Here is a 21,675-nt window from a genome sequence, read left to right as displayed (position 1 = left end):
GTCAGCGGTGAGTGGTGTGTGGTGAGTGGTGAGTGGTGAGTGGTGAGTGGTGCGTAGTGGACGGTCAGTGGCGAGAGGCAAGTGGTGAACGGTTGCCGGTCAGCCGGTCAGCCGTTCAGCAACGGCGCGACATCCGTCCCGAACGCCGCCATCTGATCCCTCAGTTCGTCGCATCCCCGGCTGCGGAACCTCACCTGAATCTGGTCCACTCCCATCGCCCGGTACTCCCGCAGCGACTCCGCGATCCGCTCCGGCGCCCCGGACAGGGTCCGCCGGCCGACCTCCCAGCCGGGCTCACCGACATACAGCGGCTCGGCGATGGCACCGATCACGACCGGCACCTCGACACCGGCCGCGGCCCGCAGCCTCCGCAGCTTTCCGATCTGCGCCGGCAGCTCCGACCGCCGGTCGCCTTGCGGCAGCCAGCCGTCGCCGCGCACCGCGGCCCGGCGTACGGCGGCGGGCGAGGATCCGCCCACCCAGAGCGGCGGCCGAGGCGTCTGCACGGGCCGCGGCGCCTGCCCCAGCCCCTCGAACGCGAACCGCTCCCCCGCGAACTTCGGGAACTCCTCCGGCCCCAGCGCCACCTTCAGCGCGTCAAGCGTCTCGTCCAGCACCGCCCCACGCCGCTCGAAGTCCGCTCCGAGCACGTCGAACTCCTCCGGTACGTGCCCGGCCCCCACCCCGAGGATCAGCCGCCCGCCGGAGAGCCGGTCGAGCGTCGCGTACTGCTTGGCCGTGACCAGCGGATGCTTCAGCCCGGCCACCGCCACATGACTGAGCAGCCGCACCCGCTCGGTGACGGCGGCCAGATGCGCGAGGGTGGCGACCGGGTCGTACCAGACGGTGCTCATCACCTCGGCCAGCCGCCGCGGGATCGCCAGGTGCTCACAACAGGCGATATACGCGAACCCGTACCGGTCGGCGGCCCGCGCGACGGCGACCAGATCCGCGGGCCCCGCGGCCGGCTCCCAGCCCTCCGCGAAGAGGGTGCTCTGCGCCTGCACCGGAAGCTGCATCCCGTACGCCGGCCACCCCGCCCCGGGCCGCCATACCGCCTCGTAGTCGCTGTCCATACGCCCTCCCGCCGCATCTGACGCATCGTCATATAGCTTGCGCGGGCCATCGTGGTGGCTGCGGGGGCATCAGGCAAGGGGGACGGCGGGCGCGGGCAGACCCGCCCCGGAGGGCCCGGCACCCACGAACAACACCATCACCCCCTCCACCTCACCGCTCCCGGCAGGACAACCGCACCCCCCTGCTAGCCGCCACGCGACACACCTCCCGCAGGCTGCTGCTCAACTGACGTGCGAGGTAATGCAGTTCCGGGAAGGTCGCCTTGCGGTCGCCCAGCATCTCGCCCGCGTGACCGAGCAGATCTTCGGCCATGCCGAGCTGGACCGCCTCCACGTCGTCAGCGATCCGGGAGACCACACCCGCACCGTCGCCCACGACGATGCAGGTCTTCCCGTCCGGGGTCGTCCACGGCAACAGCCGCGCCGTCTGCGGGTCGGACATCAGGCCGCCCCCTCGATGCCGTAGGGCCAAGGCCACGGGGACGGGGAGGAGGTCAGCGCGCCCGGACACGTGGTCGCAACGGCGGTCTCACCGGCCTGCCGATGGCGGCCCGGGGCGGGCGGCAACAGCGGCCACAGCGACTCGAAGATGCGAGCGGGACAGTTCGTCACGTCGAGCTGCTTTCTCGGTTGGGGCCCGCCCCGAGCCGCGCCAACCACCACTGCGGGGGCTTCGGGTGGTCATGCGATGACCGACCGCAGGGGCCCGGAGAGAGCAGCAGGGGCACACTTTGTGCCCCTCGCTCACGCCGCCAGCGCGCCGATTCTCACCGCCAGTTCGCTCGCCCGCCGGCGCTGTGGATGACGGCTCGCGAGAAGGAGGTGACAGGGTGGAAGTAGTCGGCGGGCAGCCGTGCCGCCATGGCGCGCGCCACGTCCCAAAAGCGCCAGGCGGTCCCGGTGTCGCCGCGGCGGGCTGCCGTGTACCCGGCCTCGAACTGCAGGGCTCCCGCAATGGCGAGCACATCGTTTCCGGCCTCCGGCAGCAGCGGCTCCAGATAGCGGATGGTTTCCAGATTCACCGCGTCAGCAGCGTCGAAATGCGCATGCCCGCTGTCCCGGTGCGCCTGAGTCGCCAGCCACGCCGATACGCCGATGGCATGCGCGTCCTCGGATTCCTGCGCGGCGACCATTCCTCGCTCCACCACCCGCCACAAGAGCGAGGCATCCGGTTGGTAGGCGAGGAAGAACTGGCTGAGGCTGTACACCTCGGACAGGGTCCGCGCTGCGACATACGACGCTGCCTCGCCGAATCGGCCTGCAACACGACCAGTTGAGCATCCTGGATGAGGTCCGGCAGCAGGGCGCCGATGACGTCACGGTAGTGAGGAGCGGAATGCCGGGCGGCCCAGGCACGGACAAGGCGCTCGCGGAGATGTTCCGGGGCCGGTGCCTCGCACCGCGTGGTCAGGGGGTATCTGCTGAGGGCCGATCGCACGTGCGGCAGCCGGGCATGCCCCGGACCGGTGAACAGGGCGATCGCCATCGACCGGTCCCCGGTCAGCTCGGACAGGTCCCGAACCCTGAGCGCCTCCGCGATCCGCAAGACCATGGGCAGCTTGGGCATCTGCAGGCGCCCGCCCTCGACCTGCTTGACCCAGCTCGGCGACTTGGCCAGCAGCCCGCCAGGACGTTACGGCTCATCCCTCTACGGGTCCGCAGGATCTGCATGCGCTGGCCAAAGGCAACCGGTTCGACAAACGGATCCGGCGGAGCATCGGAAGACTCGGACACGGCCTTGCCCCTCTCTGTACAGCTCTTCACTGTCAGAGTACGGGGCACGGCGATACGTGGTGATCCCTTCTACGGAGGGCAAATTCATGGCCAGGCGTGACTACCGGAACGATCCGGACGCTCCGGCGGCCAACAGTCTGGTTCCGGCCGTCTCCACAGTCGTGGTCGACGAGTCCGGCCGCATCCTGCTGCAACGCCGGCGCGACAACGGCATGTGGGCGCTTCCTGGCGCCGCCGCCCGGAAGCGCGTGGACGACTGGCGCGACGGCCGTATGCCCGCCGCCCGGTAGGTGGCCGACGGGCAGCAGCCTTGACGCCTCAGCCCCCCGCCCCCGGCCACAGCCCCTCCCCCGTCAACCCCAGCAGCGAAATCGCGTTCCCCCGAACGATCTGTTCCACGAAGTCCGGCGCGAGGTGTCCCATCTGCGATTCGCCGACCTCCCTCGACTTCGGCCAGGTCGAGTCCGAGTGCGGGTAGTCCGTCTCGTAGAGGACGTTGCCGACGCCGATCGCGTCCAGGTTCTTCAGGCCGAAGGCGTCGTCGAAGAAGCAGCCGTAGACGTGTTCGGCGAAGAGGTCGGACGGCGGGCGCAGGACCTTGTCGGCGACGCCGCCCCAGCCGCGGTTCTCCTCCCAGACCACGTCGGCGCGTTCGAGGATGTACGGGATCCAGCCGATCTGACCCTCGGCGTACATGACCCTCAGGCTGGGGAAGCGGTCGAATTTGCCGCTCATCAGCCAGTCCACCATCGAGAAGCAGCAGTTGGCGAAGGTGATCGTGGAACCGACGGCGGCCGGGGCGTCGGCCGAGGTCGAGGGCATCTTCGACGAGGAGCCGATGTGCATCGCGACGACCGTGCCGGTCTCGTCGCAGGCACGGAGGAAGGGGTCCCAGTAGTCGGTGTGGATGCTGGGCAGCCCCAGGTGCGGCGGGATCTCGCTGAAGCAGACCGCCCGTACGCCGCGGGCCGCGTTGCGCCGTACCTCCGCGGCCGCCAGCTCCGCGTCCCAGAGGGGGATGAGGGTCAGCGGGATCAGCCGCCCCTGCGCCTGCGGGCCGCACCACTCCTCGACCATCCAGTCGTTGTACGCGCGCACGCCCAGCAGCCCCAGTTCGCGGTCCTTGGCCTCGGTGAAGGTCTGGCCGCAGAAGCGGGGGAAGGTGGGGAAGCAGAGTGCGGACTGGACGTGGTTGACGTCCATGTCGGCCAGCCGTTCGGGCACGCTGAACGAGCCCGGACGCATCTGTTCGTAGGTGATGCCTTCGAGCTTGATCTCGTCACGGGAGCAGCCGACGGCGGTGTCGAGGCGGGTCAGCGGCCGGCGCAGGTCTTCGTAGACCCACCAGTCGGCTATCGGACCGTCGCCCGACGCGTCGCCCATCGTCGGGGCGAACTTGCCACCCACGAAGGTCATTTCCTTCACGGGCGCCCGGACGATGCGCGGGCCGGTGTCGTGGTACTTCGACGGAAGCCGGTCCCGCCAGACGTTGGGGGGCTCCACCGTGTGGTCGTCCACCGAAATGATCCTGGGGAAGGTCGCCATGCCGGATACGGTAGCGCTGATCTGACGAACCGTCAGCAATGCCGCGGTAGACGGATCCGGCAAGGGGGCGCACGGAAGTTTCGCCCCGGCGCCCCCACCGTGTGCCGCCCCACCCCCGGCGCCGATCGACCGAGGAGGCCTTGCGGATGCTCCGGACCCCTACTGACGTAAGTGGGCGCGACAAGGCAGACTGGCCGTTGCGCACAGCGAGGCAGTGCGCACAGGGCGAACAGACGGCATACGGCGAAGGGCAGGGGGACACCATGGACGACGGTCCGGGGCGGGAGCGACTCCGCTTCTCCGTGCTCGGTCCGGTACGGGCCTGGCGTGGCGCTACGCCGCTGGCTGCGGGCTCCCCGCAGCAGCGCGCACTGCTCGCCGCACTACTGCTGCGCGGCGGACGTACCGCCACCGCGCCCGAACTCGTCGACGCCCTCTGGGGTGACGAGCCACCGCACGCCGCGCTCGCCGCGCTGCGTACCTATGCCTCCCGGCTCCGCAAAGCGCTGGGCGCGGACGCCGACGCCCTGGTCAGCGAGTCGGGCGGCTACGCCCTCCGTGCGGTGGACGGTCGTCCGCTGGACCTCGACCACGACCACGCCGAGCAATACGCGGCCGAGGCGGAGAAGGCCAAGGCGTCCGGTGACCGCGCCCGGGCCCGGGAACTCCTCGACGAGGCCCTGGCGCTGTGGGACGGCGAACCGCTGGCCGGGCTGGCCGGGCCGTATGTGGAAACCCAGCGCACCCGGCTCGAGGAGTGGCGGCTCTCCCTCGCGGAGACCCGCCTCGAACTCGTCCTGGAAGCCGGCTGCCACGCCGACGTGGTGTCCGACCTGACCGCGCTCACCGCCGCCCACCCGCTGCGCGAGCGGCTTCGCGAACTGCTCATGCTGGCGCTGTACCGCAGCGGACGGCAGGCCGAGGCGCTTGCGGTGTACGCGGACACCCGCCGGCTGCTCGCCCACGAACTGGGCGTCGACCCCTGCGCCTCGCTTTCCGACCTCCAGCAGCGCATTCTGCGGGCCGACACGGATCTGGACGCGCCGCCGGTCGTCATCGACGGTCCGGACGCCCCCGATCAGGTGGCCGTACGCCCGCAGCAACTTCCGGCAACGGTGGCGGACTTCACCGGACGCGACGCCTTCGTCACCGAACTCGGCCAGCAGCTGGCGACCGCCGAGGGCAGCGTGATGGCCGTATCCGCGCTCACCGGCATCGGCGGTGTCGGAAAGACGACGCTGGCCGTGCATGTCGCGCACGCCGCCCGCGAACACTTCCCCGACGGGCAGCTCTATGTCGACCTTCAGGGCGCCGGTCACACTCCTTCCGAACCGGAGGCGGTGCTCGGAGCCTTCTTGCGCGCCCTGGGCACTCCCGACTCCGCAATTCCGGACGGGCTGGAGGAGCGGTCCGCGCTCTACCGGTCGACCCTGGCGGGTCGGCGGGTGCTGGCACTGCTGGACAACGCGCGGGACGCGGCGCAGGTCCGACCGTTGTTGCCCGGGACGGAGGGATGTGCGGCACTGATCACCGGCCGCGCACGCCTGATCGACCTGGCCGGCGCCCATCTCATCGACCTGGATGTGATGAGTCCCGAGGAGGCGCTGACCCTCTTCACCCGCATCGTCGGCGTGGAGCGGGTCACGTCGGAGCGGCAGGCCGCCATGGCCGTCGTCGGCGCCTGCGGCTTCCTTCCGCTGGCCATCCGCATCGCCGCCTCCCGGCTGGCCTCGCGCCGTACATGGACGGTCTCCACCCTGGCCAGCAAGCTCGCGGACGAACGCCGCAGGCTGGATGAGCTGCGCGCAGGTGACCTCGCCGTCAAGGCCACCTTCGAACTGGGATACGGCCAACTGGAGCCCCACCAGGCCCGTGCCTTCCGGCTGTTGGGCCTTGCCGACGGCCCGGACATCTCCCTCGCCGCGGCGGCAGCCCTCCTCGACCTCGACATCGATTCCGCCGAGGACCAGGTCGAATCCCTCGTCGACGCCAGCCTGCTGGAATCCGCCGCCCCCGGCCGCTACCGCTTCCACGACCTGGTCCGGCTGTACGCGCGTGCCTGCGCGGAGCGTGACGAGCACCCGCCCACGGAGCGTGCGGCAGCCTTGTCGCGGCTGCTGGACTTCTACCTGGCCACCGCCGCCCGGATGTACGCCCTGGAGCGGCCCGGGGACCGGCTGGTCGACCACATGGAGCCCACGCGCCACCCCGGACTCACCTTCACCGACCGTGCGACGGCGCTGAGCTGGCTGTTCGGCGAAGCGGGCTGCATCCTTGCCTGCGCCCAGCAGTCGAAGGGCGCCGGGTCCCTGCGGCGCGCGGTGGATCTGCTGTTGCTGACCCGGGACCTGGCCGAGTCCGGTGCCGACGCGCTGCAGTATGAGCAGGCCAACACCGCCCTGCTCACCTCCGCCCGGGAGGCCGAGGACGCGCACGCCGAGGCACGTATCCACACCGCACTCACCAACGTCCACACGCTGACCGGCCGCCTCGACGAGGCCGAGGAGCACGCCCAGTCGGCGATGCTCCTCGGACTGGCCGCCGAGGACCCTTTCTCCTCGTCCTACGCACCGAACGACCGCGGGATCATCGCCACCACCCAGCAGCGTTACGGTGACGCCGAGGCTTATCTCACCCAGGCACTCTCCGCTTTCCGCGACGACTGCAACAAGCAGTCCGAAGCGAGCGCACTGTGCAACCTCTCCCGTGTCCACCTGAACACGGGACGCATGGACAGCGCGATCCGGCTTGCCCAGGAAGGCATTGCGATATACCGCCAGCTCGGGGCGCAGCGGCGATTGGCAAATGGCATGTACGCGCTAGGACTTGCGTACACCCACGCCAATCGACTGGACGAGGCGACCGACCAACTCACCAAGGCGCTGGCGATATTCCAGGACAGCAGGCAGCGATTCTGGGCGGGCATGACGCACTTCAGGCTGGCGGAGATTCACCTCGCCGACCATCGCCCCACGCAGGCTGCCACCAGTGCCGAGCAGGCACTTACCGCGCTGCGCGGTGTGGGCGGGGAGTGGTGGCGGGCAAACGTCCTCACACTGTTGGGCCGGACGCTCCACGAACTGGGGCACACCGGGCGAGCCCGCGCCTGCTGGCAGGACGCGCTCTCCATCTACGAACGGCTGGGCGTGCCGGACACTTCTGAGGTGCAGGCCCTCATCAGCCTGGCCACCGTGGCATAGCTACTGGTCAGAGGCGTTATCAGAGACGTTTATCGATCGTTCATCGCGGCACGTCACTCTCTTACTCATCGAACCGCCGCCTCGGGGGGCAAGCGGCTCGGTGACGCGGCCCCACCGTAAGGTGTTCGGCCCAGGTTCACCCGTCCGGCAGCCCACGGGGGAGTTGCCGGCCGGGGTGGACCACAAAGCGCCCACACACAGGAGTTGATGAGTGTGACCACCGAGAACCAGGTTCCAGAGCCGAACGAACGTGATGTCATCAAGCCCTTGGACAACCACACGCCGGTAGCCGCTTCTGGGCTCGCCAAGAAGAAGGTCGTCAGGAAGCCCGGGGACTTGCTGCCTTCGGACAACCACACGCCCGTCATCGAGCCGCGGTAAAAGCGGGGTTCGGCTGGAGTCAACGGGGGTTTGCAGGGGCCGGTTCTGATGGCAGGAGGGGAGCCATCGGAGCCGGCCCTTGCGGCATGTCCGCGGTCATTTCGCCATTCAGCCGTCCTGCAGCGCTTTTCGGCCACACGATCGAATACATGCTCTTGACGCCCTTATGCAGTCGCTAACTTCGCTTCATACGTAATTCCACCAACCCACATCTCCTCCTCTGCAAAGGAACCGGAATGGCTCACGCGGCACTCATGACCCACGCAAAGAAGGCCCTTGCCATAGGCGCGATTGCGGCTGCGATAACCGCTGGGATGGCCACGGCCGCACCTGCGATGGCCGATTCCCATCACCCTGTCTCCTACACCGCCCTGGACCACCACGTTCCGCTCGTCGGTTCGGTTGACGCCAAGGACCGCCACCGTCCCTGAACCGGGAACAACTCGGCAGCGGGGCCATGCGCAGGGGCCTCGCTGCCGACACCTTTCCATTCCCGGTCTGCATCAGGGCGCACCCCTACCCTGTCGCGCCTCGCCTCCTCGTACATACACACACCACCCCTCTTGGCACACGTCTCTGACGGGCCGTCAGTTGCGCTGCTACAGTCGCGCCATCCGGCCCCGGTGAGGCCACCGGGGCGGCCACGTTCCGCCCTGCTCGCAGCCAGGAGGCGCGCCGTGTTCGAACCCTCCCGTATCCACACGCTCTGGGAACTGGTCGAGTACCGGGCACGAGTCTCACGTGGGGCGCCGATGTTCTACGACGGGGACGGGCGGAGCGTCACCTTCGACGGGGTGCGCGACGAAGCGCTGCGGGTTGCGGCCGGGTTCCGGGAGCTGGGGATCGGGGCGGGGACCCGGGTGGCCTGGCAGTTGCCGACGCGGATCGAGACGGTCGTCGCCTCGTTGGCGCTGGCCCGGCTCGGGGCCGTGCAGACGCCGGTCATTCCGCTCCACCGGGAGCGCGAAGTCGGTTTCATCCTGACGGAGTCGGCGGCGGAGTTCGTGCTCGTACCGGACGTGTGGCGGGGGTTCGACCACACCGCGATGATGCGGAAGCTCGCCGGGGACGGGGTACGGGTGATCTCGGTGGCGGGCGGGTTGCCGCAGGGGGATCCAGGGGCGTTGGCCGGCATTGCGGGAGCGGACGAGGGACGGCGAGCCGGCGAGACGCAGGGAGCGGACGAGGGACGGGGAGCCGGCGAGAGGCAGGCAGCGGACGAGGGACGGCGAGCCGGCGAGACGCAGGCAGCGGACGAGGGGCAGGGAGCGGACGAGGGGCAGGGTGGTGGCGCCGGGCAGGGTGGTGGCGCCGGGCAGGCGACCTGGGTCTACTACACCTCGGGCACCACTTCCTCCCCCAAGGGCGTCGAGCACACCGACGCCACTCTCCTCGCCGGTGGCATCGGGCTGGCCACCGCGCTCGGGATGTCCGCGGACGACATCGGCTCGATCGCCTTCCCCTACGCGCATATAGCCGGTCCGGACTATGTCATCGCCATGCTCGTCAGCGGGTTTCCCGCAGTCATCCTGGACAGTTTCGAGCCGGGCCACGCGGCCGCCGTCTACCGGAGCCACGGGGTGACGATGGCCGGCGGGAGCACCGCCTTCTACCAGGCGTTCCTCGACGAGTCGCGGCGTTACCGGCAGCGCCGGCCGCAGGCCGGGCGGTTGATTCCCTCGCTGCGGCTGCTGTCCGGCGGCGGGGCCCCGATGCCCCCGGAGCTGTATGCGGCCGCCGGGCGGGAGCTGGACTGCGCGATCGTGCACGGGTACGGCATGACCGAGTGCCCGATGATCACGATGGGCACGCCGTACGACAGCGATGAGCAGTTGTCGCGGACCGTGGGCAAGCCGGTGGTGGGGGCGGAGGTGCGGATCGTTCTGCCGGACGGGAGCGAGGCCGGAACCGGGGAGTCCGGTGAGGTGACGCTCAAGGGGGCGATGCTCTTCCGGCGGTACACGGACCCCGCACTGACCGCCGCGGCGTTTGCCCCCGACGGTTCCTTCCGCACCGGTGACCTGGGATATCTGCGGCCCGACGGGCATCTGGTGCTGACCGGGCGGCTGAAGGACATCATCATCCGCAAGGGCGAGAACATCTCCGCGCAGGAGATCGAGGAGCTGGTGCGCACCCATCCGGCGGTGGCGGAGGCCGCGGTGATCGGGCTGCCGGACCGGGAGCGCGGCGAGCGGGTGTGTGCGGTGGTCACGCCCGCCGATCCGGCCGCGCCGCCACTGACCCTGGACGGGCTGACTGCGCATCTGCGGTCGGCCGGGCTGATGACGCAGAAGCTGCCGGAGCAGCTGGAGATCGCCGGTGAGCTGCCGCGCGGCGGACCGCTGAACAAGGTGCTCAAGGCATTGCTGCGGGAGCGGTATCAGGAGCGGCCTCAGGAGCGGTATACGGAGTAGCCGGGGGCGCCGCGGCGGTGTGGCGATGAGTTCCGGGGGCCGGCGGAGTCTTCACTGGGAGCGGCACCGGAGAGGGCACGGCTCCCCTCCGGTGACCCCGGCACGACGCCCCGGCACGGCTCCCTCCGGTGGGTCCCGGCAGGAGACCCCTGCGAGGCGCCTGGACGGGGCACTCCGACAGCACGCCCGGCAGGACGGAAGGACCCCGACGATGACCGACACGATCGACTTTGCGGCGCAGGCCCGGCTGGTGTCACAGCTGGCGGCGCAGACCGCCGATGAACAGCTCGACGCCCCCACCCCTTGCGAGAGCTACGCGGTACGCCATCTGCTGGGCCACCTCGTCGGCCTGTCCATGGCGTTCCAGTACTCGGCGCGCAAGGACCTGGGGCCGATGACGAGTGGCGACCCGAACGCGGCGGTGCCGGACGTGGAGCCCGGCTGGCGGGCCGAGCTGGACCGGAACCTCCGCGGGATGGCCGAGGCCTGGCACGATCCGCGGGCCTGGGAGGGCGAGACCCAGGCGGGCGGGGTGACACTGCCCGCCGCCATGGTGGGCCGGTTCGCGCTGAACGAGTTGGTGCTGCACGGCTGGGATCTGGCACGGGCCACCGGCCAGGAGTACACGCCGGACGCGGCCGGCCTCGGGGTCTCGTATGCGCTGCTGGCGCCGCTCGCCGAAGGCCCGGAGCGCCTGCCGGTGTTCGGACCGCCCGTGGAGGTGGCGGCGGATGCACCGCTGCTCGACCAGGTGGTGGCGCTCAGCGGCCGCCGACCCGACTGGGCGCCGCCGGGGTCGTAGGCGGCGGCATCGGCCGTACTGCGGCCTCGGCGGTACGGCGGCATCGGCAGACGGCAGCTTCAGCAGCACGGCGAACGCGGCAGACCGCAGCTTCAGCAGCACGGCGAACGCGGCAGACCGCAGCTTCAGCAGCACGGCGAACGCGGCAGACCGCAGCTTCAGCAGCACGGCGGATTCGGGAGTACGGCAGCCCAGGCGGTGCCGCGGTCGGATCATGCCGGAGCGGCCCCCGGGGCTCCGTTCCGCAGCAGGGTCTTGAGGACCTTGCCGCCGGCGTTGCGCGGGAGCGCGGTGACGAAGGCGACCTCCCGCGGGACCTTGTAGTTGGCCATCTCCCGGCGGGACCAGGCGATCAGATCGTCGGCGGTGAGCAGGGAGCCGGCGCGGCGGACCGCATAGGCCTTGCCGACCTCGCCGAGGCGGGGGTCGGGTATGCCGACGACGGCGACCTCCGCGATGTCCGGGTGGCGGCCGAGGAGTTGCTCGATTTCGGCGGGATAGGCGTTGAAGCCGCCGACGATGAACATGTCCTTGATGCGGTCCGTGATCCGGAGGTTGCCCGCCGCGTCGAGGACGCCCACATCGCCGGTGCGCAGCCACCCTTCGGGAGTGATCACCCGGGCCGTGGCGGCCGGGTCCTCGAAGTAGCCGGACATCACGTGGTAGCCGCGGACGTGCACCTCGCCGGGCTCACCGGGTGGCACCGGGCCGCCCGCGGCGTCGACCACCCGGACCTCGGTGCCGGGGATGGCCCGGCCCGAGGTCGTGGCGATGACCTCGGGCGGATCGCCGCGGCGGCACATCGTGACGACGCCCGAGCTCTCGGAAAGGCCGTACGCCGTCAGCACGGTGGAGACCTTCAGCTCGCTGCGCAGCCGTTCGACCAGCTCCAGGGGGACCACGGCGGCGCCGGTGACCACCACGCGCAGCGCGGAGAGGTCGTGCAGGGCGCGGGCGGGGTGGTCGAGAAGCTGCTGGTGGAGGGTGGGCGGGCCGGGGAGTACGGAGATCCGCTCGGCGGCGATATTGGCGAGCGCGGTCTCCACACCGAAGACCGGCTGCGGCACCATCGTCGCGCCGCGCAGCAGACAGGCGATGATCCCGGCCTTGTAGCCGAAGGTGTGGAAGAACGGGTTGACGATCAGATAGCGGTCGCCCTCACGAAGGCCGGCCAGTTCGCTCCACACGGCGTAGGCGCGCAGGGTCTGGGCGTGCGTGATCACCGCGCCCTTGGGGCGGCCGGTAGTGCCGGAGGTGAAGACGATGTCCGAGGGGGCGTCGGGGTGCAGCGCATCGGCCCGGCCGCGGACCGTTTCCGGGGGCACCGCCGCGCCGCCGGCGAGGAAGTCCTGCCAGGTGGCGAAGTCGGCGGGGGCGTCCTCGGAGAGCACCACGACCTTTTCCAGCCGCGGCAGTCCGGGCAGCGGGCCGCGGCCGGGTCCCTCCTGGGCGGCGCGGCGGAGCGAGGCGACGTAGGACGTGCCGAGGAAGGTGCCGGTGACGAAGAGGAGCTTGGCGCGGGTGCGGCGCAGGACGTAGGCGGCCTCGGTGCCCTTGAAGCGGGTGTTGAGGGGGACGAGGACGGCTCCCGCGGTGACGGCTCCGAGGGCGGAGACGATCCAGTCGAGGGTGTTGGGCGCCCATACGGCCACGCGGTCACCGGGCGCCACCCCGGAGGCGATGCAGGCGGCCGCGGCCTCCTCCACCCGCGCGCCGAGCTCGGCGTACGACACCCGGGTACGGCCCTCGACCACGGCCTCCCTGGAGCCGTACCGCCGGGCGGCCGCCCGTACCAGCCGGGGAATGGCGCCGTACGCCAGATCCGCCCGCGCCTCCGGACTCCCCTGAGCCTCCGGATCAGCCTGCGTCTCCAGACCCCCTTGCGCCTTCAGGTCCGTCCCCGCCTCCAGATCCGCCCGCGCCTCCAGGTCGTCGCGCATCGCGTCGCCTCCCGCCGAAGAGCCCTGCGCCACTAGCTGACTGCCCGTCAGATTAGCGGTAGCCTCCTCCGCTGTCAGCAGTGACAACCGACCGTGGAGGTGGCGATGGGGGCGACCCTCAAGGACGCTACGGCGATAGCCGGCATCGGGCAGACACCGTTCGCCAGACAACTCGGCGCCTCCGAGAAGACCTTGGCCTGCCGGGCGATCGTCGCGGCGCTGGACGACGCCGGGATCGCCCCCTCGGAGGTGGACGCCTTCGCCTCCTACACCATGGAGGAGACCGACGAGGTCGAGATAGCCAAGGCCATCGGCGCCGGGGACGTCACCCACTTCTCCAAGGTCGGCTACGGCGGCGGCGGTTCCTGCGCGACGGTGGCCCACCTGGCAGCCGCCATCGCCACCGGCCAGGCAAGCGTCGGTGTCGCCTGGCGGTCCCGCAAGCGCGGTTCGGGACCGCGCCCCTGGAAGAACACCCAGGTCCAGCTGCCCACCCCGGGGCAGTGGACCCGCCCCTTCGGACTGCTGCGCCCCGCCGACGAGATCGGCATGCTGGCCCGCCGTTATATGCACGAATACGGCGCCACCCGCGACCACCTCTTCAACGTCGCGCTCGCCTGCCGCAACCGCGCCAACCAGAACCCGGCCGCGATGATGTACGAGCGCCCGCTGACCCGTGAGATGTATATGACCGCCCGCTGGATCAGCGAGCCGCTCTGTCTCTTCGACAACTGCCTGGAGACCGATGGCGCGCTGGCCTGCGTCGTGGTCTGTGCCGAGCGGGCCCGCGACTGCCGGCAGCGGCCCGTCTATGTCCACTCCGTCGCCCAGGGCCTGCCCGCCCAGCATCACGGCATGGTCAACTACTGGAACGACGACCCGCTCACCGGCCCCGCCTGGACCGCCGCCCGGCAGCTGTGGAAGGGCGCCGACCTCGGACCGCAGGACGTCGACGTGGCACAGATCTATGACGCCTTCACCCCCCTGATCCCCCTCTCCCTGGAGGGATACGGCTTCTGCGGGCGCGGCGAGGGAGCGGCCTTCACCGAGGGCGGCGCGCTGGAGACCGGCGGCCGGCTCCCCCTCAACACCGGTGGCGGCGGCCTCTCCGAGGCGTACGTCCACGGTTTCAACCTCATCACCGAAGGCGTCAAACAACTGCGCGGCACCAGCACCGCGCAGGTCCCCGGCGCCGCCACCTGCCTGGTCACCGCGGGCGAGGGCGTCCCCACCTCGGCCCTGCTGCTGAGGAGTTGATACGCCATGAGCGCCCGTGAAGCCGTCGAGCCCACTATGTCCGCCCCCTCCGCCGAGCCTGGCCGACCGGCTGGGCCCGCCGCGTCGGCCCCGTCGACCGAGACCGCCGAGTCCACCAAGTCCGGCAAGACCGCCGAGTCCACCAAGTTCTCCAAGTCCACCGAGACCGCCGAGTCCGCTGAATCCGTTCGCGATGTCATGTCACCCAGCGTGACATCCGGCACTGACAACCGGCCCGACAGCGGCTCCGGCCTGCTGCTTCCCGTCGCCGATGACGACGGGGCGCCCTTCTGGGAGTACGCCGCCAAGGGTGAACTGCGCATCCAGGCCTGCTCCGGCTGCCACGAACTGCGCTTCCCGCCCCGGCCCTGCTGTCCGCACTGCCAGTCGTTCGCCGCGCACTGGCAGCGGATGAGCGGCCGAGGCCGCATCTGGTCCTATGTGCTGCCGCATCCCCCGCTGCTGCCCGCGTACGCCGCCCTGCCGGGCTACAACGCGATCGTCGTGGAGCTGGCCGACGCCCCGCGCATCCGCCTCGTCGGCAATCTCGTCGCCGACGCCGACGCCCCCCTCAACTCCGTCGCCCCGGCACGGCTGCGCATCGGTGCCCCGGTGAAGGCCGCCTTCCACACCATGCCCCAAGGCGTGACCGTGCCCCGCTGGCTCCTGGAGCGCCCATGACGATCCGCACCCAGGCCGAGGACGGGGTCGCCCTGGTCACCCTCGACCGGCCCGAGCGGCACAACGCCATCGACCTCGACACCGCCGCCGAACTCGCCGCCACCTGGCGGGCGTTCCGCTTCGACGACACCGTACGGGCCGCGGTGGTCACCGGCGCCGGCGGCCGGGCCTTCTGCACCGGCCTCGACCGCTTTGCCGACGTCCCCCAGCCGCCTTCGCCCTACTGCATCGACGACCCGCTGCTCCACATCGGCCCGAAGGCCAACGACCTGTGGAAGCCGGTCATCGCCGCCATCGACGGAATGGCCTGCGGCGGCGCCTTCTACCTCCTGGGCGAGGCCGATTTCCTCATCGCCTCCGAGAACTCCACCTTCTTCGACCCGCACACCACCTACGGGATGGTCAGCGCGTACGAGTCGGTCTTCATGGCGCAGCGGATGCCCCTGGGGGAAGTCGCCCGGATGGCCCTGATGGGGACCGCGGAGCGGCTGGGCGCGGCCCGCGCGTACGCGATCGGCCTGGTCTCCGAGCTGACCGCACCCGGCGAAGCGGCCGAGGTGGCGCTGCGCCGCGCGGCCGTGCTCGCCGCCCAGCCGACCGAGCCGGTCCAGGGCACCGTACGCGCCCTGTGGGCGGCCAAGGAGGCGGCCCGGGCACACGCCCTGGCGCACGCCCCCCAGCTGATCGCGCTGGGCAACCTGCCTCCGGAGCGCCAGGCCGGACTGTTCGCCGCCCGCACGCGCGACGGCGGCCAGGAAGGCGGGCGGGACGGCGGGCCACTGGTCAGATGACCCCTACGCCGGCGGATACGTCGGCGGGCGTACTCCGCTCCCGCGCGCTCCCCTCAGGCGTACTCCGCTCACACGCGCTCCCCTCAGGCGTACTCCGCTCACACGCGCTCCTCCCGGGCGTACTTCTCTCAGACGTACTTCTCTCGCGAGCTCGGAGGCTCGGGCGTAGCGTCGGTCACGGAGGATGACCGGACGACTCGAAGCGAGGCGACGCCCGTGGTGCGCAACGTTTTGGGGTCGCTGATCGCCCTCGCCGGAGCGGCGGCCGCCGTATGGAGCCCCTTCCGTCCCTGGTACGACGGCCGTCACGGCAGCGACGTACGGATCGAAGACCTCTTCAACGGCATCACCCGCAACGGCGCCGCGCTCTTCGGCTCCGTCCTCCTGCCCATGGCGTTCGCCGCCCTGCTGGCCCTGATCGGAGTTGCCCTGCGCTCCCGGGCGCTGATCACCGTCGCGGGCCTGGTGGTACTCGGCTTCACGATCCTGTGGATGGTCCGCCAGGGGCAGGCCACCAGCGAGCTCACGGCCGGTGCCCGTGGCCTCGGAGTGGGCGTGGCCAGCGCACTGGGCGGCGGCGCGCTGCTGCTGCTCGGCGCCATGATCATGCGCGGCCGCGGCCGACGGGTCCGTGGCCGCGGCTATGACGAGCGGCAGTACGACGACGGGCGCTACGGGCCCTCCGCGCACGACGACCCCTACGGCCGGCGCGCACCCTACGACCCGCACACGCCCTACCCCCCGGGGACACCCGAGCCATGGGACGCGGGCCGCCCGGGGGCGGAGGAGTGGAACCCCGAGCCGTACCCGACCGGCCCCGGCCCCGCCGGCCACCCGGCGGGCCCCGCGGCGCCCGGCGGACCCGACCACGGCGCCCACGGCCCGTACGAGGACACCCCCACCGCTCCCCTGCCGGTCACGCCGCCACCGCCGCCGGCGCGGCACCAGCAGCCACCCCCACCGCAACACCAACAGCCGCCCCAGCAACAGCAACAGCCTCAACAACCGCAGCAACCGCGGGAACAGCAACGGCCGCAGCAGCCACACCCGCAGGCGCCACCCCCGCCGCCGACCATGCCGGCCCATCAGCAGCCCCCCACGCCTCCCGTGGAGTGGGCCAAGGAACAACGGCAGCCGCCGCGCCCCTCCCAGCCCGGGCAGCCCGGACAGCCCGAACGATCCGACGGGCCCGAACAGCCTCCGGAGGACCGGGAGTAGAGGCCGGACACGTCACGCCCAACACGTCAGGCCACAGCCGCCACGCCAAGCCGCAGCCGCCGCGTCACATCACGCCCGCCGCGCCAGCCCCGTCCCCTTGGCCGCGTCCAGCGCGTACACACAGCGGTCCTTGCTGCAGGCGTACACCACACCGCCGACCGCCACCGGTGAACCGGTGATCTCGCCGCCGGTCGCCAGCTTCCAGCGCAGCTGGCCGCCCATCGCGTCGAGCGTGTAGAGGCAGTGGTCGGCCGAGCCGAAGTGCACCCGGCCCTCCGCGACGACCGGTGCGCCGATGACCTCCGCGCCGGCCTGGAACCGCCAGCGCGGGGTGCCGGTCACCGCGTCCAGTGTGTAGAGCGCCTTGCCGCTGCCCAGGTGGACCGCGCCGTGGGCGACCAGCACCGGTTCGGTGGACTGCCGCGCCTCGGTGGCGATCCGCCAGCGGTCACGGCCGTCCGCCGGGTCCAGCGCGTAGACCGTGCCGAGGTAGTCCGCCAGATAGACCCCGCCGCCGGTGACGGCCGGGCCCGGGGCGAAGGCGGGCGGGCTCAGGAACACCGCGGGCGCCTCGAAGTGCCAGCGCACCTCGCCGCGGGCGATGTCGATCGCCAGCACCCGGGTGCCGGCCACGACGTAGACCGCACCGTCCGACGCGGGCAGCAGCCGTACCGGCACCCCTCCGCAGGACGCGGCGTCGCCCACCGGGTACGACCAACGCTCGGCGCCGGTCCGCGCCTCCAGCGCCTTCAGCCGTGCGTCGGCCCAGACGAAGACCGTGCCGTCGTGCACCACGGGTGCGGCCTCGGCGGTCTCGAAGTCGGTCTGGACGCCGCCGATCTCCCACAGCAGTTCGCCGGTGGCCGCCTCCCAGGCCTGGACTCCGCCACCCCGGGTGCTGGTGACCACGGTCCCGCGGTCGACCTGGAGGGCGTAGACCCAGCCCTCGGTGTGCAGCCGCCAGCGCTCGGCGCCGTCGTCGGCGTTCAGCGCGTACAGGCTCGGGCCGTCCGAGGCATGGATCCGGCCGTCCGCGACCGCCATCGCCCAGGCGACGTCACGGGTCTTGAACTTGCGGCGCCCGCTGGCCACATCGAGCGCATGCACCTCGAAGGACGTGACGTACAGCAGGTCGTCGGCGACGGCGGGGGTGCCCCACACATCGTTCGACATCCGGAAGCGCCAGGGGCGCCAGCGGCCGGGCTCGGCGGGCGGCGCCTCGGGCGGCGGGGGCGGCGCGGCCTCGCCGCGGCCCGGGCTCTCCCCGGTCACGGCACCGCCGGCCGGGCCCTGTGCCGGCACACCGGTCACGGGGCCGGTACCGGGCGGCCGTACCCAGTTCGTCGCGGCACCGGCCTGCCCACGCGGCTGCGGGCCCGGAGCGTCGGCGCGCGGTCCCGGCCCTATCGGAGCGGCCGAGCCACCCAGGTGTACGGGGCCGGCGGCACCATCTCCGGAGACGCCCGGCGGCGCGGTGGACAGTGCGGCGGCGGGGGACGGCGCAGCGGCGGACGAGGGCGGGGCGGTGGGCGACGGCACGGCGGTGGGCGGGGCCGCGGAGACCGGGGTCACCCGGGCCGCCGAGGCGTCCGGGCCGAGCGCCGCGGGCTGCGGCATCGGGCCGGGGTTGCCACCGCGCGGGTCGGTGCCCCGGTGCGCACCGGGGCCCGCGCCGACACGGCCGGGCCAGCCGGACTCCGCCGCGGCCGGTGCGCTCTCCGGCCGCGGCGGCGCCTGGGCGGGCTGCGCTGCGGACACCGGAGGCGCCGCGGGCGGGGACGACGGGACGGGCGGATGCGGCGGCGCGGCCGGAGCCGCACGGCCGGTGCCGCGCCCGGAGCCGGCCCGCTGGCTGCCGTTCGCCACGGTGGAGCGGCCGCCGCGGCGGCCTTCGATGAGCGCCACCGCTCCGGGCGGCAGCCAGGCCGAGGCGGTACCGCTGTCGTCGTTGCCGGAGCCGAAGAGGTGCGGCGCGAGCTGGGACTGCAGATCGGCGGGGGACGGCCGCTGGCCGGCCTCCATCTGCATACAGGACTCCATGAGCGGACGCAGTTCGTCCGGCAGCCCGGCCAGGTCGGGCCCCTCACGCAGCAGCATGAAGACCGTCTCGACGGGGTTGGCGCCGTGGAACGGCGCATGACCGGTGGCGGCGAAGACCAGCGTCGAGCCGAGGGAGAAGACATCGCTCGCGCCCGTCACGCTGCGCGAGTCACGGGCCTGCTCGGGCGACATATAGGCGGGCGTGCCCACGGCGACGTTGGTCATCGTCAGCCGGGTGTTGGAGACCCCCGAGGCGATGCCGAAGTCGATCACCCGGGGGCCGTCCTCGACGACCAGCACATTCGACGGTTTCAGATCACGGTGCACCAGGCCCGCGCCGTGGATCGACTGCAGCGCCTCGGCGATCCCGGCCGCCAGCCACCGCACCGCCTGGGCCGGGAGCGGCCCGCACTCATTGACTATTTCCTCGAGGGAGGGCGCGGGGACATAGGCCGTCGCCAGCCAGGGCACCGCCGCGCGCGGATCGGCGTCCACCACCGCGGCCGTGTAGAAACCGCTGACCGCGCGGGCCGCCTCGACCTCGCGTGTGAAGCGGACCCGGAACAGCTGGTCCTCGGCGAGCTCGGTACGCACCGTCTTGATCGCCACACGTCGGCCGGACGCCGAGCGCGCCAGATAGACCAGTCCCATGCCGCCGGCCCCGAGACGGCCGAGCACCTCGAACGGGCCGATCCGCCGGGGATCGTGCTGCGTCAGCTGCTTCAGCTGCTCCACCACTTGCCTGCCACCTCCCCGTGGGGCGTAAAAAGAGACTCTCAAAAGCCACGAGCCGCCGAGAGCCACTGCCCCGTGCAGCGTCTCACCGCCTGGCCGAAACGGCCGTACGCGTGCTGATTGTTCCTGGCCGGGCCGACGGTTGCGAACCCGGGGCCTGTCCGTCGTGTCACGGCATACCCTCCGCGACCCGCACCGGACCCGTTACCCGACGTAACCCAACCACGCCTGACGTGCTGCGATACGTCCCCTGACGGGTGGTTACCGGGCGGGTTACCGGCAAGTTACCGATCTGCCACGCGCGACACCGCCCGAAGTGCGGACATTCACCGCTCCGTTTGACGGGACCACCGAAGAAGTGGTTCGCCCTCCCGGCCGACCGGTTTCCGTGGTGGCCGTGGTGGCCGAAACCATACTGTCCCTCCGACTGCGCACACCCCTCCCCGACCCGTCATGCCGTCTCCGCCGGTCACGCCATCCCCACCGGTCACACCGCCCCGTCCCGGTCACGCCTTCCCCCCGTCGCCCCTCCTGGCCCAACGGCTCAATTCTGCGCGTTCGAAGGCCATTTCGGCGTCATGACACCTGGCGTGGCGCCCTATCAGGCATCCGGGCAGGCGGGAGAGGCGGCCGCGGCGGCGGCCAGATATCCACGCTAGCGCCGTTTCGTACGATTCACCCGCCGAGAATTCGCACACGCGAACGATTTCGTCGGAGCCCGCGGGCGTGTGAGCGGCGGAGTCAATGTTCAACTGGCGGCCATCGCGGACCACTTGCCGCACGGACGGTGACCACTTATCCACCAAGGTTGTCCACAGCCTGTTGATAACACTCTTCACCGGTTCGGACCAAGCGGGGCGGCGCGAGTCACGGTCACGGGCGGGCCCGTCACCAGCACACTCACGGGGGCTGCGCACCCCGAACTCCCCCATCCCCATTTGCAGGCAGCCAAATCGCGCTCCGATCACCCCTCGGTAAGCTGACGGCATGACAGGACAAGTTCGAACCGTCGACGGCAGAGTTGCCGGCCGCCGCGGACAGGCGACGCGGCAAAAGCTTCTGGACTGCCTCAGTGAAATGCTCAGTTCGTCCCCCTACCGGGACGTCAAGGTCATCGATGTAGCCCGAAAAGCGGGGACTTCACCCGCAACGTTCTACCAGTACTTCCCTGACGTCGAGGGCGCCGTCCTCGAAATCGCCGAGGAGATGGCCAAAGAAGGCGCCACTCTGACCGATCTTGTCGCCGGACGCTCCTGGGTGGGCAAGTCCGCATGGCAGGCGGCAGAGGATCTGGTCGAGGGCTTCCTCTCCTTCTGGCGGAAGCACGACGCGATTTTGCGTGTGATCGACCTGGGCGCAGCCGAGGGCGACAAGCGGTTCTACAAGATCCGCATGAAGATCCTGAATGCCGTCACCAACTCCCTTACGGATTCGATCAAGGAACTGCAGAGCAAGGGCAAGGTCGACAAGGACGTGAGTGCGCCCGCGATGGCCGGCTCACTTGTCGCGATGCTGGCGGCGGTCGCCGGGCACCAGAAGGGTTTCCAGAGCTGGGGTGTGAAGCAGGCCGAGCTCAAGCCGAACCTGGCGCTGGTGGTACACCTCGGCGTCACCGGCAAGAAGCCGACCAAATAGCGAAATAGCGAAGCCACCGAGAAAGCATCCGAGGAAGAGGAAGCGGCCGGAGAAACTGCTGCCGAGACTGCCGCGCCTCGAAATCCCGGAGCTCCCGGAGTGGTTCGCCGTCGCCGTCTGTCCTGTATCCGTCCTGCCATAGCTGTATCCCACACGCAGCGGGCGTCGCGCGATCGCTCAGGGGATCGCCGCGACGCCCGTTGCGTGCACGGGGAACCGGAGGAGC

Annotated in this window: 14 protein-coding genes and 2 pseudogenes; 10 read left to right on the top strand and 6 right to left on the bottom strand. The window is 71.2% G+C overall.

Going from position 1 to position 21,675, the window contains the following annotated elements; genetic code table 11:
- Window positions 1–107: 107 nt before the first annotated feature.
- The 3 genes and pseudogenes from ACGFR7_RS30790 to ACGFR7_RS30780 all read right to left on the bottom strand — a co-directional run.
- Entirely contained in the window at window positions 108–1,076 is a 969-nt protein-coding gene (locus ACGFR7_RS30790) for a TIGR03619 family F420-dependent LLM class oxidoreductase (RefSeq protein WP_393325514.1), read from the bottom strand.
- Between the two features lie 151 nt (window positions 1,077–1,227).
- Window positions 1,228–1,518: a hypothetical protein gene (locus ACGFR7_RS30785; RefSeq protein ID WP_393325512.1), complete on the bottom strand. Its 291-nt coding sequence runs from the start codon at window positions 1,516–1,518 to the stop codon at window positions 1,228–1,230.
- A gap of 358 nt (window positions 1,519–1,876) precedes the next feature.
- Window positions 1,877–2,747: pseudogene (locus ACGFR7_RS30780) on the bottom strand (helix-turn-helix domain-containing protein); the annotation flags it as partial.
- A gap of 149 nt (window positions 2,748–2,896) precedes the next feature.
- Here ACGFR7_RS30780 and ACGFR7_RS30775 point away from each other — a divergent pair.
- A pseudogene (locus ACGFR7_RS30775) lies at window positions 2,897–3,046 on the top strand (NUDIX hydrolase); the annotation flags it as partial.
- A gap of 82 nt (window positions 3,047–3,128) precedes the next feature.
- Here ACGFR7_RS30775 and ACGFR7_RS30770 read toward each other — a convergent pair.
- Window positions 3,129–4,355 carry an amidohydrolase family protein gene (locus tag ACGFR7_RS30770; protein ID WP_393325510.1) on the bottom strand — a complete coding sequence of 409 codons (1,227 nt, stop codon included), beginning with the start codon at window positions 4,353–4,355 and terminating at the stop codon, window positions 3,129–3,131.
- A 263-nt stretch (window positions 4,356–4,618) separates the two neighbouring features.
- Here ACGFR7_RS30770 and ACGFR7_RS30765 point away from each other — a divergent pair, with 263 nt between their 5' ends.
- From ACGFR7_RS30765 to ACGFR7_RS30750, 4 genes are all read left to right on the top strand, one after another.
- A complete protein-coding gene (locus ACGFR7_RS30765; protein ID WP_393325508.1) occupies window positions 4,619–7,555 on the top strand; it encodes a BTAD domain-containing putative transcriptional regulator in 2,937 nt (978 codons plus the stop codon).
- A gap of 213 nt (window positions 7,556–7,768) precedes the next feature.
- Window positions 7,769–7,936: a hypothetical protein gene (locus ACGFR7_RS30760; RefSeq protein ID WP_393325506.1), complete on the top strand. Its 168-nt coding sequence runs from the start codon at window positions 7,769–7,771 to the stop codon at window positions 7,934–7,936.
- 677 nt (window positions 7,937–8,613) lie between these two features.
- Window positions 8,614–10,350, top strand: coding sequence for an AMP-binding protein (locus tag ACGFR7_RS30755; RefSeq protein ID WP_393325504.1), 1,737 nt, complete (start codon window positions 8,614–8,616; stop codon window positions 10,348–10,350).
- A gap of 211 nt (window positions 10,351–10,561) precedes the next feature.
- Window positions 10,562–11,152, top strand: coding sequence for a TIGR03086 family metal-binding protein (locus ACGFR7_RS30750; RefSeq protein WP_393325503.1), 591 nt, complete (start codon window positions 10,562–10,564; stop codon window positions 11,150–11,152).
- Window positions 11,153–11,364: 212 nt separating this feature from the next.
- On the opposite strand, the gene ACGFR7_RS30745 is transcribed toward ACGFR7_RS30750, so the two are convergent.
- Window positions 11,365–13,092 carry a FadD3 family acyl-CoA ligase gene (locus ACGFR7_RS30745; protein WP_393325501.1) on the bottom strand — a complete coding sequence of 576 codons (1,728 nt, stop codon included), beginning with the start codon at window positions 13,090–13,092 and terminating at the stop codon, window positions 11,365–11,367.
- 105 nt (window positions 13,093–13,197) lie between these two features.
- Here ACGFR7_RS30745 and ACGFR7_RS30740 point away from each other — a divergent pair, with 105 nt between their 5' ends.
- From ACGFR7_RS30740 to ACGFR7_RS30725, 4 genes are all read left to right on the top strand, one after another.
- Window positions 13,198–14,349: a lipid-transfer protein gene (locus ACGFR7_RS30740; RefSeq protein ID WP_393325499.1), complete on the top strand. Its 1,152-nt coding sequence runs from the start codon at window positions 13,198–13,200 to the stop codon at window positions 14,347–14,349.
- A gap of 198 nt (window positions 14,350–14,547) precedes the next feature.
- Complete coding sequence (locus tag ACGFR7_RS30735; protein WP_393325610.1) at window positions 14,548–15,030, top strand: Zn-ribbon domain-containing OB-fold protein; 483 nt, start codon at window positions 14,548–14,550, stop codon at window positions 15,028–15,030.
- On the top strand, window positions 15,027–15,821 hold the full coding sequence (locus ACGFR7_RS30730; RefSeq protein WP_393325497.1) for an enoyl-CoA hydratase/isomerase family protein: 795 nt from the start codon (window positions 15,027–15,029) through the stop codon (window positions 15,819–15,821). Before ACGFR7_RS30735 ends, ACGFR7_RS30730 begins: the two co-directional genes overlap by 4 nt.
- 216 nt (window positions 15,822–16,037) lie before the next feature.
- Entirely contained in the window at window positions 16,038–17,039 is a 1,002-nt protein-coding gene (locus ACGFR7_RS30725; RefSeq protein WP_393325495.1) for a hypothetical protein, read from the top strand.
- A gap of 69 nt (window positions 17,040–17,108) precedes the next feature.
- Here ACGFR7_RS30725 and ACGFR7_RS30720 read toward each other — a convergent pair whose 3' ends face one another.
- Window positions 17,109–19,817 (bottom strand): PQQ-binding-like beta-propeller repeat protein, encoded by a 2,709-nt coding sequence (locus ACGFR7_RS30720; RefSeq protein WP_393325493.1) that lies wholly within the window; start codon window positions 19,815–19,817, stop codon window positions 17,109–17,111.
- Between the two features lie 984 nt (window positions 19,818–20,801).
- Here ACGFR7_RS30720 and ACGFR7_RS30715 point away from each other — a divergent pair.
- Window positions 20,802–21,449, top strand: coding sequence for a TetR family transcriptional regulator (locus ACGFR7_RS30715; RefSeq protein WP_393325491.1), 648 nt, complete (start codon window positions 20,802–20,804; stop codon window positions 21,447–21,449).
- The last annotated feature ends 226 nt before the right edge of the window (window positions 21,450–21,675 follow it).

This window comes from Streptomyces sp. NPDC048516 (genome assembly GCF_043199875.1).
Taxonomy (GTDB): Bacteria; Actinomycetota; Actinomycetes; order Streptomycetales; family Streptomycetaceae; genus Streptomyces.
Note: the sequence above shows the minus strand (reverse complement) of the source record. Positions and strands in the feature narration are given on the sequence as shown.

Coding starts and splice junctions, on each gene's coding strand:
- ACGFR7_RS30730 (WP_393325497.1), top strand. CDS start 15,027: ATGACGATCCGCACCCAGGCCGAGGACGGGGTCGCCCTGGTCACCCTC.
- ACGFR7_RS30785 (WP_393325512.1), bottom strand. CDS start 1,518: ATGTCCGACCCGCAGACGGCGCGGCTGTTGCCGTGGACGACCCCGGAC.
- ACGFR7_RS30745 (WP_393325501.1), bottom strand. CDS start 13,092: ATGCGCGACGACCTGGAGGCGCGGGCGGATCTGGAGGCGGGGACGGAC.
- ACGFR7_RS30715 (WP_393325491.1), top strand. CDS start 20,802: ATGACAGGACAAGTTCGAACCGTCGACGGCAGAGTTGCCGGCCGCCGC.
- ACGFR7_RS30765 (WP_393325508.1), top strand. CDS start 4,619: ATGGACGACGGTCCGGGGCGGGAGCGACTCCGCTTCTCCGTGCTCGGT.
- ACGFR7_RS30790 (WP_393325514.1), bottom strand. CDS start 1,076: ATGGACAGCGACTACGAGGCGGTATGGCGGCCCGGGGCGGGGTGGCCG.
- ACGFR7_RS30770 (WP_393325510.1), bottom strand. CDS start 4,355: ATGGCGACCTTCCCCAGGATCATTTCGGTGGACGACCACACGGTGGAG.
- ACGFR7_RS30735 (WP_393325610.1), top strand. CDS start 14,548: ATGTCACCCAGCGTGACATCCGGCACTGACAACCGGCCCGACAGCGGC.
- ACGFR7_RS30740 (WP_393325499.1), top strand. CDS start 13,198: ATGGGGGCGACCCTCAAGGACGCTACGGCGATAGCCGGCATCGGGCAG.
- ACGFR7_RS30750 (WP_393325503.1), top strand. CDS start 10,562: ATGACCGACACGATCGACTTTGCGGCGCAGGCCCGGCTGGTGTCACAG.